The organism is Pseudovibrio sp. SCP20, from assembly GCF_057774105.1.
Genome location: NZ_JBYMDH010000002.1, coordinates 150,084 through 161,981 on the forward strand (window position 1 = coordinate 150,084; position 11,898 = coordinate 161,981).

17 protein-coding genes are annotated in these 11,898 nt (G+C 51.3%); 13 read left to right on the top strand and 4 right to left on the bottom strand.

Going from position 1 to position 11,898, the window contains the following annotated elements:
• Window positions 1–636: 636 nt before the first annotated feature.
• The 12 genes from rplU to AC3CB2_RS09180 all read left to right on the top strand — a co-directional run bounded on the left by rplU (window position 637) and on the right by AC3CB2_RS09180 (window position 7,700).
• The gene (gene rplU, locus AC3CB2_RS09125; protein WP_054783078.1) at window positions 637–1,212 is read left to right on the top strand and encodes a 50S ribosomal protein L21; all 576 of its coding nucleotides are present in this window, start codon (window positions 637–639) and stop codon (window positions 1,210–1,212) included.
• A gap of 45 nt (window positions 1,213–1,257) precedes the next feature.
• Window positions 1,258–1,527, top strand: coding sequence for a 50S ribosomal protein L27 (gene rpmA / locus AC3CB2_RS09130; RefSeq protein ID WP_008548714.1), 270 nt, complete (start codon window positions 1,258–1,260; stop codon window positions 1,525–1,527).
• A gap of 162 nt (window positions 1,528–1,689) precedes the next feature.
• The gene (locus tag AC3CB2_RS09135; RefSeq protein WP_083416880.1) at window positions 1,690–2,295 is read left to right on the top strand and encodes a GNAT family N-acetyltransferase; all 606 of its coding nucleotides are present in this window, start codon (window positions 1,690–1,692) and stop codon (window positions 2,293–2,295) included.
• Between the two features lie 229 nt (window positions 2,296–2,524).
• Window positions 2,525–3,115, top strand: a complete 591-nt coding sequence (locus tag AC3CB2_RS09140) for a GNAT family N-acetyltransferase (RefSeq protein WP_352932739.1) — start codon at window positions 2,525–2,527, stop codon at window positions 3,113–3,115.
• Window positions 3,112–3,678: a GNAT family N-acetyltransferase gene (locus tag AC3CB2_RS09145; RefSeq protein WP_352932736.1), complete on the top strand. Its 567-nt coding sequence runs from the start codon at window positions 3,112–3,114 to the stop codon at window positions 3,676–3,678. The genes AC3CB2_RS09140 and AC3CB2_RS09145 overlap by 4 nt, the downstream gene beginning before the upstream one ends.
• The gene (locus AC3CB2_RS09150; RefSeq protein ID WP_352932733.1) at window positions 3,675–4,241 is read left to right on the top strand and encodes a GNAT family N-acetyltransferase; all 567 of its coding nucleotides are present in this window, start codon (window positions 3,675–3,677) and stop codon (window positions 4,239–4,241) included. Before AC3CB2_RS09145 ends, AC3CB2_RS09150 begins: the two co-directional genes overlap by 4 nt.
• On the top strand, window positions 4,238–4,798 hold the full coding sequence (locus AC3CB2_RS09155; RefSeq protein ID WP_352932730.1) for a GNAT family N-acetyltransferase: 561 nt from the start codon (window positions 4,238–4,240) through the stop codon (window positions 4,796–4,798). The genes AC3CB2_RS09150 and AC3CB2_RS09155 overlap by 4 nt, the downstream gene beginning before the upstream one ends.
• Window position 4,799: 1 nt before the next feature.
• Window positions 4,800–5,348 carry a GNAT family N-acetyltransferase gene (locus AC3CB2_RS09160; RefSeq protein ID WP_352932728.1) on the top strand — a complete coding sequence of 183 codons (549 nt, stop codon included), beginning with the start codon at window positions 4,800–4,802 and terminating at the stop codon, window positions 5,346–5,348.
• Window positions 5,349–5,353: 5 nt separating this feature from the next.
• Complete coding sequence (locus AC3CB2_RS09165; RefSeq protein ID WP_352932725.1) at window positions 5,354–5,941, top strand: GNAT family N-acetyltransferase; 588 nt, start codon at window positions 5,354–5,356, stop codon at window positions 5,939–5,941.
• On the top strand, window positions 5,938–6,516 hold the full coding sequence (locus AC3CB2_RS09170) for a GNAT family N-acetyltransferase (protein ID WP_352932722.1): 579 nt from the start codon (window positions 5,938–5,940) through the stop codon (window positions 6,514–6,516). The genes AC3CB2_RS09165 and AC3CB2_RS09170 overlap by 4 nt, the downstream gene beginning before the upstream one ends.
• A gap of 9 nt (window positions 6,517–6,525) precedes the next feature.
• Window positions 6,526–7,071, top strand: coding sequence for a GNAT family N-acetyltransferase (locus tag AC3CB2_RS09175; RefSeq protein WP_352932720.1), 546 nt, complete (start codon window positions 6,526–6,528; stop codon window positions 7,069–7,071).
• A gap of 80 nt (window positions 7,072–7,151) precedes the next feature.
• Window positions 7,152–7,700: a GNAT family N-acetyltransferase gene (locus AC3CB2_RS09180; protein WP_352932718.1), complete on the top strand. Its 549-nt coding sequence runs from the start codon at window positions 7,152–7,154 to the stop codon at window positions 7,698–7,700.
• Between the two features lie 84 nt (window positions 7,701–7,784).
• Here AC3CB2_RS09180 and AC3CB2_RS09185 read toward each other — a convergent pair whose 3' ends face one another.
• From AC3CB2_RS09185 to AC3CB2_RS09200, 4 genes are all read right to left on the bottom strand, one after another.
• Window positions 7,785–8,510: a hypothetical protein gene (locus AC3CB2_RS09185; protein ID WP_352932716.1), complete on the bottom strand. Its 726-nt coding sequence runs from the start codon at window positions 8,508–8,510 to the stop codon at window positions 7,785–7,787.
• Between the two features lie 109 nt (window positions 8,511–8,619).
• Window positions 8,620–9,207: an OsmC-related (seleno)protein gene (locus AC3CB2_RS09190; protein ID WP_352932713.1), complete on the bottom strand. Its 588-nt coding sequence runs from the start codon at window positions 9,205–9,207 to the stop codon at window positions 8,620–8,622.
• A 101-nt stretch (window positions 9,208–9,308) separates the two neighbouring features.
• Window positions 9,309–9,941, bottom strand: a complete 633-nt coding sequence (locus AC3CB2_RS09195; RefSeq protein ID WP_352932711.1) for a TetR/AcrR family transcriptional regulator — start codon at window positions 9,939–9,941, stop codon at window positions 9,309–9,311.
• A 210-nt stretch (window positions 9,942–10,151) separates the two neighbouring features.
• Complete coding sequence (locus tag AC3CB2_RS09200) at window positions 10,152–10,358, bottom strand: cold-shock protein (RefSeq protein ID WP_008548532.1); 207 nt, start codon at window positions 10,356–10,358, stop codon at window positions 10,152–10,154.
• Between the two features lie 867 nt (window positions 10,359–11,225).
• Between AC3CB2_RS09200 and AC3CB2_RS09205 the strand changes: the two genes are divergently transcribed.
• A complete protein-coding gene (locus AC3CB2_RS09205) occupies window positions 11,226–11,771 on the top strand; it encodes a GNAT family N-acetyltransferase (RefSeq protein WP_008548525.1) in 546 nt (181 codons plus the stop codon).
• The last annotated feature ends 127 nt before the right edge of the window (window positions 11,772–11,898 follow it).

The window sequence follows — 11,898 nt, forward strand, 5'->3', positions numbered from 1 at the left end:
CCGTAACTCTCGTTACGACGGAATATATCCAGGCGAACTTTGGAATGCGCATTTTATGCCCCCCGCACGTATGCGGTTTAATTCATTGGATGATAATGATCGCGAGATTGTCACAGTCATTCCATATTGAGCGCCCAATCCCCCCCTGGCACTTGTATGGAACATGCACAAATCGCGTTGCCCTATTGTTGGCTGGCGAAGGTTTATCGATCCTTAAACCAATCGTAGAATGGGCGTTTAAACGCAGCGGAATAGGTATTTGGACGTAACAATTAGATCGTAGGTATAAATCTGTTTGCGCAACCATAGCGCGAATCACTCCGACACCAGAGCGTTCTTTGAAAGTTGATCTTATGTGACATAGATCTCACCACTCGTATTTCTAATATTTTTGGCGAGATTCTGCGTTGACATTCCAGAATGCCTGCGTATATTCCAGCAGCTCAATAAATTGCGGGTAATCCCGCTTTTCCGCGCTGTCCGAGGCAAGACATCGAAATCGCCTTCTGGTTTTTCCAGAGTTTGCGGTCGATCTCTCCACAGAGGGACGTTCCCAGAGCAATTAGGGAAACGGTCGAACAAGTTCGCAGATACCTGCGACGCCGAAGGGTGCGCTTAGATAAGAAGGACATGCGCATGTTCGCAGTCATCAAAACAGGCGGTAAACAGTACACTGTTGCTGCTGACGATCTCCTGAAGATCGAAAAAGTTTCTGCTGAAGCTGGTGAAACAGTAACTTTCGACGAAGTTCTCATGGTTGGTTCAGATGCTGAAACCACCATCGGTGCACCAACCGTTGAAGGCGCATCTGTTGTAGCTGAAGTTGTTGAGCAGGGTCGTGATCGTAAGATCATCGTCTTCAAAAAGCGTCGTCGTCAGAACTCCCGTCGTCGCAACGGTCACCGTCAGGCATTCACTACTGTGAAAATCACTGACATCCTGACCGGTGGCGCGAAGCCAGCTAAAAAAGCTGCGGCTCCTAAGAAAGCTGCTGCTGCACCAGCTGCTGAAGGTTCCGACGATCTGAAGAAGTTGCAGGGTCTTGGCCCAGCAATCGAGAAAAAGCTGAATGCAGCAGGTGTTTCCACCTTCGCACAGATCGCAGCTTTCTCCGCTGAAGATATCGCCCGCGTTGAAGAAGAAGCTGGTCTGAAAGGCCGTTTTGAACGCGATAACTGGGTTGAACAGGCTAAGGAACTCGCAGCGAAGTAATTCGCGCAGTTGCTATCCTAGAGATTAAACGAGGAGTACTTCGTTATGGCTCATAAAAAAGCTGGCGGTTCATCCCGCAACGGTCGCGATTCAGCTGGTCGCCGCCTTGGCATCAAAAAATACGGTGGCGAAGCTGTCGTACCTGGCAACATCATTGCACGTCAGCGTGGCACTAAGTGGCACCCAGGCGCAGGTGTAGGCATGGGTAAAGACCATACTATCTTTGCGACCGTAGAAGGCAAAGTTGCGTTTGAAGAAAAACGCAACGGCCGAACATTTATTAATGTGATGCCAGTGGCGCTCGCCGCTGAGTAACGCTGACGTGGAAATCCAAATCGTCGGCGTCTCATCAAGACCCCGGCGGATTTAGGAAAATCCGGTCAAGATCAAAAAGATCAAGATTAAGGGGTAGATGGGACACCGTCTTCCCCTTTTTCTTTGCCCTGTGGGACGGGCAGCAAGACCGGAGTAAGAACCATGGTAGTTGAATACGAAGAGATCCCAGAAGAAAGCAGTTGCTTTGCGGCCGGGTCGCCGCAGGACACCGCGCGTCTCGTCATCGACCGAGCGCGCAAGGATGATTTGGCTGACATCCTGTTTTTGGCCAACAACCGTCGGATCGCTGAGAAACTGACGAACATGCCGCATCCTTTCACGTACGAAGACGCTAAAGCGCTCGTAAAGCGGTGTGAAGTTCAGTTACCGTCTCAAGCGACATTCGCGATCCGCATGAAGAACACTGGCCGCTTTATTGGCGCTATCGGTTTCAATCCGCTTGCCGAAGACTTTGGTGCTGTGCACCTGGGTTATTGGGTAGGCGAGCCATTCTGGAACCAGGGATATGCGACAGAAGCAGTTCAGTCTGTTATCGAATTCGCGTTTGCCAACGGCGTTAAGGAGCTCTCCGCTTCTTGCCGTGTGAGCAACCCTGCCTCGCACCGCGTGCTGACCAAGTGCGGCTTTAAGCAGGATGGAACAACAAAGCTGCATTCTCTCGGCGCTATGGCCGTGGTGGATGCCACACGCTTTACACTGACCCGCACCCAATGGATCGCGAATACGCGATGGGGATCTGCTGGTTAAGTGATGCCAGATCAGCAGGTTGTAGCGAAAGCAACCTGCTTCCGGCAGCGTGATTGTTGTTTGCCTGTAACGGCATACCTTCAACCACACAAACCAGCGATCCTTCTGATCCTGATGCATTCGTTATGTCTGCATTCCGGGTCATCGGGGGCTGCTGCGTTTTACCTTCACTTATCCATTTCAAATAACGACCAGAGAAATATGCGTTTGATTTACAAGGCCTTTTACGATGCTCACCACAACTTTAGATACTCAAAGGCTGCAGCTGCGCCCATTCCAATCTGACGATCTCGCCCGATTTTGGGAGATCGGCCACTCTGATTATGAGATTGCACGTTGGCTTACCGGGTTAACGTGGCCTCCAATTATGATGGAGGCTGAAGCCTTTATCGAAAAGGCCAGTGCAGCAAATCCAAAAACGGACCCATTTCCGTTTGCCATCGAACTTGACGGCCAACTCATTGGCGGCGTTGAGATTGAAAAGCCCGGCGATCTCAAGGAGTTCCCGGAGCTGCCAACCATTGGGTACTGGCTTTCTCAGAAAGCTCAGGCGCAAGGCTTTATGGTTGAAGCATGTGTTGCCGCGCTCCACTGGGGCTTTTCGCGCGAGGCATGTGATGTGTTTGCCGCTCGTGTATTTGCGACGAACTACTCCTCTCAGAAGACCTTGAAAAAGCTAGGCTTTGAGCCTGCTGGTGTTTGCCTTCGCTACTCTAAACCTCTGCAACAAGACGTTGAGAATATCATCATGCATCTGCCGCGGGATCGGTTTGAGGCATTGCATGGTGATGCGCATGTGATGATGGGAGCTGCGCTATGACCACTTTTCCTCGCTTAAGAACGACCAGCCTGACACTGCGGGAGTGGAGAGAGACGGATGCGCCGCGTGCACTGAAACTCTTTCAAAATCATAGCATTACGCGCATGCTGACTTCGAAACCACATCCCTTTACCAAAGCGGATGCAGAGGCTTTTCTGCAGACGGCAATCCCCGGTGATCTGAACGAGGCTGTGAACTGGGCCGTTGAACTTCAGGGAGAGGTGATCGGCGGCGTTGGCGCCAGACCTTTGAATGACACACCTGGCATCGGATGGTGGCTGGCTGAGGAGCACTGGAGAAAAGGCATTATGTTTGAGGCTGTTAGTGAAGCCTTGCGCTACCTTCTTCTTGAACGCGAACTCCCCAAGATCGTTGCGGATGCATTCAGCGATAACATCGGTTCGCAAGCGCTGATGCGTAAGCTTGGATTTGTTCATACCGGGCAAGGAATGGGGAGCAGCGCGGCGCGTCTGGCTGGAGATTATCCTACAGAAGAGTTCGCTATATCCCCGCTGGATTTCATTGCAGCACAACAGCTCAGAGTGCAGGAGGCAGCACAATGACCACTTTCCCTCGTTTGAGAACAGCAAGCCTGACACTGCGGGAATGGAGAGAGACGGATGCGCCGCGCCTCGTGGAACTGCTGCAAAATCAGAACATTACGCGCATGCTGGCATCGCAGCCCCACCCTTTCACAAAGGCAGACGCTGAGGTGTTTCTGCAAAGGTTTATGCCCGGTGATTTAGGTCATGCTGTGAACTGGGCCGTGGAGCTTCAGGGGGGCGTGATTGGCGGAGTGGGCGTTGGTTATCTGCAGCAGACACCGGATATCGCTTTTTGGCTCGCCGAAGAAAAATGGAAGAAAGGCGTTATGTACGAGGCAGTTAGTGCAGCGCTCAACTACCTTTTGCTGGAGCGCGAAGTCCCTTCCATTTGCGCGGATGCCTTCAGTGACAATGCTGGCTCACAGGCCCTGCTGAGAAAGCTTGGTTTTGTCCATACGGGGCGAAATGAGGGACGTAGCCGCGCCCGTCTTGCCGGGAATTATCCCACAGTAGAGTTCCGCATATCCCCTAGTGATTTCATCGCAGCACAACAGCTCAGAGTGCAGGAGGCAGCACAATGATCTTCCCTGAACTACAGACCAACCGGTTGATTTTAAGAGCACTTCAGCCAGACGATTTTCCTCGGCTGCGGTTTCTGTTCTCTGATTATGACGTGGCACGGATGACCGCCAGTTTTCCGCACCCGATCACGGATGAGTGGGCGCATGAGTTTATCTCTCGTAGCCATTCTTTTGATCTGAAGACGGATGTGGTTTGGGCGATTGACAATGGTACCGGCTTCATCGGGTCCATTGGTGCGCACCGGATTGGAGAATCCGCGTCTCTGGGCTATGCGCTTGGAAAATACTACTGGCGGCGGGGCTACATGAGTGAGGCGGTGCAAGCCGTTGTAAACTATCTGCAAAATGAGCGGAGCGTCGAAAACGTTGATGCGTGCGTTTTTTTGGAGAATCCTGCGTCATTTCGCGTTCTTTTGAAAAATGGCTTCGTTCCGACATCCGTTTGCACGCACTCCTGCGTCTCCAGAGGAACTGACGAGGTGGAGACTCAGAACTTCGAACTCAATCTGGGTCAGGCGGTGGAGCAACCACAACTTGCTGTGGCGGGGATAAGATAAAGTGGTTTTTCCAGAGCTGAAAACAGACCGTCTCCGATTGCGCATGATCGACGACGGTGATCTCGATCGCCTTGTTCAACTGGCAAACTCCTTCGCGATTGCGAGCATGCTTTCAGGCATGCCGCATCCATTTACGGAGGAAACTGCTAGGTTCTATATCAGTCGTGGCCGGACCAATGATCCTGCCAGTGTGGTGTTGTGGGCGATTGATAATGGAACTGGCTTGGTTGGCTGTATCTGGGCCAAGTTTGAGGATGGCACTGGCTGGACCGGTTATTGGATGGGTGAACCCTATTGGGGCCGTGGCTACATGGGTGAAGCTCTGCGTACGGTTTTGCGTTTTGGGTTTGAACACCGCGCTGTGACACGCTTTGAGGCTGGTGTCTTTGCAGACAATCCTGCCTCTTCTCACTTGTTGGATAAAATGGGCTTCAGCAAAATTGGAGAAGAATCTATCCCCTCCAAAGGACGTGGTGATACGATGGTTCCTCATATCCGGCTTGCCTTGCCTCTCGCCGATTTCGTGGATCTTGCAGAAGCAGAAAGCTGATCGTCATGAAGACCCAAAACACCTTCCCAGTTCTCCGCAGCGACCGACTTGTGCTGAGGGAGATGCGGGAAACCGATTTGGAACTACTGACTGAGTATCTGGGTGATTATGATGTGGCGAAGATGCTTTGCAGTCCGCCGCATCCCTTCTCCCTTGAGGACGGGCAGCAGTATCTTATGCGAGCGCTGAGCGGTGATCTGAATGACGAGATCCATTGGGCGATTGAGCATGAAGGGCAGTTCTGCGGGTATTTTAAAGCAAACTACCTGAACAGCTATCCTGGTATCGGCTATTGGCTCGGAAAGCCACATTGGGGCAAAGGCTTCATGAGCGAGACAATACGTTTGGTGCTGACTTATCTATTCCAGCACCGAGGCCTTAAAACACTGCAAACCGGAGCGTTTTGCTGCAATCCTGCTTCTTTGCGAGTGCTGCAGAAAGCTGGTTTCACTATCAAAAAGCTGCGCACTAACACTTGCAATGCACGGGGTGGTGAAGAGCTGGAGGAAGCATTTCTTATGATTTCATCTGAGCAGTTCAGCACAGCAATTGATGTCGATTTGCCTTTTGAAGATAAAGGGTTGTTGCAATGAGCCCACGAGACACCACCCTTTCAACCTTCCCAGTGCTCCGCAGCGACCGACTTGTGCTGAGGGAGATGCAGGCAGGAGATCTTGAGCGGCTCTGTGCTTATTTGGGGGACTTTGAGGTCTCTAAATCACTGAGCAGTCAGCCGCATCCGTTTTCTGAAGAGGATGGGCGGGATTACATTGCGCAGGCGCTTGCGAACAATTCTGCTGAAAACGTGACGTGGGCCATTGAGCTTGATGGGCAGTTTTGTGGTGGGTTTAAAGCCAAGGAACTGCAAGGGGCTGCGAGTGTTGGATACTGGCTTGGGCGAGAGCATTGGGGCAAAGGCCTGATGAGTGAAGCCTTGCAGGCTGTTCTTGCTTATCTCTTTGAAGAGCGAGAGCTTCATGTGGTGCGCACCGGTGTTTTCAAGGAAAACCCGGCCTCTTTACGCGTGCTGACCAAGTACGGCTTCAAAATCACCGGAGAGGCCAAACATGTTTGCCGTGCACGGGACAATGCAGAGCTGGATGAGATCCAACTTCAGATAACCCGCGATGACTTTCTTCGTCTGACCAGCACAGACGCGAGCACATGAGTATTTAAGATGTTTCCTGAACTTAAAACAGACAGGCTAACACTGCGCCAGTTCAAGCACACAGATCTGGAGCCGCTTTGTACGCACATCAACAATTTTGCAGTCGTGAAAACACTTTCCGAGGTGCCCTATCCTTATTCCAAAGAGGATGGAGAGTGGTGGATCAACTTTTGCCGCACCACTCCGCTCACTGAAAAGATTGCCTGGGTTATTGAGGGGCCGGCGAGCTTTTCAGGTGCGATCACGCTGATGAAGCTGCAAAGCGGTAAACCTATTTTGGGGTACTGGCTTGCGGAGCATCTGTGGGGCAAAGGCTATATGAGTGAGGCCGCTGAAGCTGTTGTGAAATATGGCTTTGAAACGCTCGACTTGCCAACGATCTATACCTCCGCGCTAGAAGAAAACCCTGCCAGCTTACGTGTTCTGAACAAGCTGGGTTTTCGCGAAGTCGGTAGAGGCTTTTCTACACCACGATCTCGCGAAGGTGAAACACTGCCGAGTATCTCTTTCAGTTTGACAAAAGAACAGTGGGCAGAACGGCTTACGATTGCCTGAGAACATCAGCAACCAACGAAATTCCTGAGCGTTTAAGACCAAATGGTGAGCGCTCCTAAATACAAGAAATTGGACAAAAAATGTTTCCTGAACTTAACACCAGTCGTCTCACCCTTCGCCAGTTTCGGCAGGATGATCTGGAGCCGATTTGTGAGAACATCAATAATTTTGAAGTCAGTAAAATGCTGACTGTGGTTCCTTACCCCTACACAAAGGCAGATGGCGAATGGTGGCTCAACCACATCAGCGAGACGCCTCTGACTAAAGAGACCAACTGGGTTATTGAATCTGAGCACGGATTTGCGGGTGTTATCGGAATCCGCATTGCGGAAGATGGTTACCCACGCATCGGTTACTGGCTGGGCCAACCGTTCTGGGGCAAAGGCTACATGAGCGAAGCAACCGAGGCTGTTGTCGACTACTGCTTTGAAACGCTTGGGGCCACCAAGGTTACCTCCGGCGCCTTTGAGGAAAATGATGGCTCACTGAACGTGCTGGCCAAAAACGGCTTCCAGACCGTCGGCACCCAACCTGACAAAAGCCGCGCCCGTGGTGAGGAAGACATCCCCCTGATCAATGTAGAACTCACCCGCGATCTATGGGAAGCCATGCGGGCAGTGGCTGTTTGATTGTCTATTGGCCTGTCGCGTATCAAAGCATGTACACGACAGGCCGTTTCACTCGCGCGATAGAATACCTGCCCGTGAGCACAGTCAGTTAAACAGCAGCGGTATCATTATGTGCATTGAGGCATGCATAAAAATGACAAATCCCGGCCCGAGCAGGAAAAACAGGCTTCCCATTATCAGCCCCGGCACAAGCATGCGGGTGGCTATCAAGTTCCACATCAATGTGTGATCTGTTTCGCCTAGCTCGTGAAAGACAACAAAGGCAATCGCGGCGATGAGAACCGCAGTTAACGCAGACCAAAATACACGATAGCTGTGCTTTACGCCTGCCAGCAGCCTGAACATGCCGAAAAAGACAGGCGCACTGATCAGCATACGGAACAACAGCTCTTCACCGTATCCGGCAACCATACCAAAGAGGAAACCGGGGCGTGAGCTTTCTTCGGCTGGAACAAAGTCCGGCAGTTTGCTTCCGAAGATGCTCCAAATTATGCAGGTCACGATGACAGCTGTGCCTGCACCAGCAATGATCTGAGTGACAGGTGTATGCGTTTTCAACCCTGCCCAGCCTAGCTTTTTAAAACAATACCAGCCCAAGAGCAGAGACGTGAGAATGACGAGCCAGGTTGAGGCATAGATTGGTATGATCTTGATAAATGGATCAGCCCAAAGCACATGACTTTCATTCTGCGTGCTGAAGGCCAGAAGCGTGATGCAATAGAGAACAAAGAGCTGGGCCCAGACAATTGTCGCCATCAGCGGGTTACGGAACGTGGTGGGATAGTAGGTGGGATTTTTCGAGGACATCATTGTGTTTCCCCCGCCCTTCTCTGCTTCAATATTCAGAAGGTGAGTTGGAGTAGAGGGCTGCCTCTTAAGCTATTTCATTTTGCAGGCAGCCCTACGCATCAGGTCTGGCTCAGAGTTTCTGGCCATTGTTGATGATTGTGGTCGATGACGGAATTGCATTTACGACGGTTTGAAGTGCCATGCATGCCTTCTCGCTTGCCTCCACCAGTAAAGCGATAAGCGATGGATCTTCTTGCGACTCGATAATGATGACGGTCTCAATGCCTTTTGAGACGCCGAGCATTTCCGAGCCTTCTTCCGCCGTCATTCCCGGAATTTTGGATTGGAACTTCATCTTCTGCTCCAGCTTAATGGAGGAGATGTTCAGCTTCCGGGACTGGGCCAGCCCATGCACATGGGTCAGCAGGCAGAAGCCTATACCAGCTGCGAGATAAGACAGCGGAGCGGGCGCGGTGTCTGCTCCACCGATGGATGAGCCTTCATCGCAGAGGAGTTCAAAAGCGCCGAAACCGGGAACGTTGGGCTGCACCACGCCGCTCTTGACCAGACCATCGCCTGTGAGCTCAGCGATCAAATCAACCTCAAGCTCCAGACCGTCTTTTGACTTCCTGATTTTGTTCAGACTGATGTGCTGCGGCGTTGGCATGGCCTCGGCGCGGGTTACGATGGAATGTGCAACAGTGTTATTGTCAAGCATCTCTACCTCCATAAGTGTACGATACCGTACCGTACACTTAGCAGATAAAAATTGCTTTCGTCAAGCTTCACAGGTTTCGAGCTGCCTCCACGTGGGTGCAGCTAGGCCCTGTGAGCTTTCATGAAGTCGCCTACGCATTGGCGAACATGAGATGAAATTTCTTCTTCACTCGGTGCTGACTGAACGCCCAATAGCAACGCAAGGTGCGTGTCTTCGCGCAGCATGCCCATGAATATGCTCGCTGCCTTTTCAGCGTGCTCAACTGAGATAATTCCAAGCTCATTGGCGAGTTGCAGTTGCTGTGCGATGCTGGAGCTTGCGCGCTTGGGGCCGAGCTGGAAGAAGGACTTCGTGATATGCTGCGCGCGACTGCCCTCTCCGATGAGCATGCGCCAAAGTCCTAAGGTTCTGTCGTCATAGATTAAGGTCAATACTGCTTTGCCAAAGACAAAGAGTGTCTCTTCCAGCTCCTGAAGAGATCCGCCGTCGGCATGAGAATCCAACGGCTTGATCGAGAGGACTGGCCCTTCCGACAGGTTGCTGACAATCTCTGCCAGCATTGCTTCTTTGTTTTTGAAGTGTCTATAGACCGTGGTTTTGGAGGCGCGGGCGCGCCTGACGATCTCATCCATCGAGGTGTTGGCATAGCCAAGTTCGATAATCGTGTCAGCTGCTATTTCCAGAAGCTCATTTCTGCGCTTCTCGCCACGTGACACCTTTTTTTCCGTTTCCATGCAATGCTTCCAACTCTCAGGCAAGTACGATACCGTACCTTACACTAGCTTCTGAGTGGATTGGCAAGAAGAAACGAAGTGGGCAGGTTGGGATCCCATGAGTAACTCAATCGATGCTCTCAAGATCGGCGCCCAAAGTTCGGAGTGAACTCCAAACAAAAAAAGAGAGCGTATTGCTACGCTCTCTTTTTAGAAACTGTGTCGCTCGAATTATACGGTTTCGAGGTTTACAGCGCTCTGGCGGCCGTCGCGGCCTGTTTCCAGTTCAAAAGTCACTTCCTGGCCGTCTGCCAGAGTGGAAAGACCGGAGCGCTCTACAGCTGAGATGTGAACGAATACGTCTTTGCTTCCATCTTCAGGTGCGATGAAACCGAAACCTTTGGTGGTGTTGAACCATTTCACGGTGCCTTTAGCCATCGTGATATCTCCTGTTGGATATGCTGTTGCGACATGCAAGCAGCTTTAGCGTCAGGGCAAAATCGAGTGCACTGACGCCATAAGGAGACAGGGAGTCGATAGTCTTAACGTACAGAGGGCATTCCATATATTTACCCTCAAGTAAAGCCCGGCATTTCATAAAGAGCGAAGCTCACGCATTTTTCATACGCACAATGTGGGTGTGCTGAACTCTTTCCTAAGATTTTCTTTGGGGTTTTCACTAAGGTCTTGATCTTCACACACAAGGCCTGTAGGCGGTTTCTCTTCTTTGAGAGATGCAGGGATGCGTATCGGCATTCTCAAATAATCCTCACTCAGTGAAAAAATTTCCAAAAACACGCTCTAAGTGCTTGCAATCGGGTTCTGTCCGAGATACTGACCGCCCCCAAGCTTTTAAAGTTCCTCTCGGATTTTGAAATCTCCAAGATACTGTTACCTGGCCGGTTTCCTTCAGTTTGAAGCGAGACGCAGGTGTTGATCAGCTTCAGTTTCCTGCTGGTTCTTTTTGGATCAAGGAGATTGAAGATGGGTCTTGCTCATTCTGTACTGGCTGGCGCGACAGTTTATGCGTTCCGCGACTTTCAGCAGATGGCAGGATAAGGGTCTTGAGCAAGGTTGCGGCAACAGCCTTTTGCTCCCTCGTCCATCTGGTTGATCATCCACCAGTTTTTTGGCTGCGCATCGCACTCAGAGATTTGAAATTCAGGAACTTAAAGCGTGGTTTGGATAGCACCGGCGCGTTGCAGGCATGTGGACTGACGGGCTTGACGCTATCTTCGTGTACTTGAATTAAGAGCGCCAGCAAAAATAAGCCAAGCGCTCCAAGAAGAATAAGAAGAGTTTGTCATGTTCCCGGAGTTGCAATCCGAGCGCTTGATCCTACGCGATTTTCGCGAGGGTGATTTTGATATTCATAACGAGTTTCTGAACGATTTCGACGTGAGCAAGATGCTGACCGTGGTTCCGCATCCTTACACCAAGGATGATGGCGACTGGTGGTTTGACCACTGCCGCACCACACCGCATAGCGAAGAAATCAACTGGGTCATCGACAATGGTGAAGGTCTGGTCGGCGTGATCGGCATTCGCAATGTGTCGACAGTGCCTCACCTCGGTTACTGGTTGGCGAAGTCTCACTGGGGCAAAGGCTATGCCAGTGAAGCAACCAATCTGGTTTGTGATTATGTGTTCAACCAGCTGAAAGCAGGTGCAATGAACACCGGTCTGTTCACCATCAACCCAAAGTCTCTGAATGTGCTTCAGAAGAACGGGTTTGAGGTTACCGGAGAGACCAAAGAAAAGAACCGCGCACGCGGCGACATCGAAATGGATTATACGACGGTCACACTGACCCGGGACAGATGGGCATCCATGCAGGCGATTGCAGCCTAAAACCCTCCCATCTCAGCTTATCTTCATTTCGGAAGGCTCGTGAACTGATGTTCGCGAGCCTTTTGGCTGTTTCAGCGCGCGCTTTTATACATCCAGCGTACAGTAACCCAGAAGCCATGAAGCACTT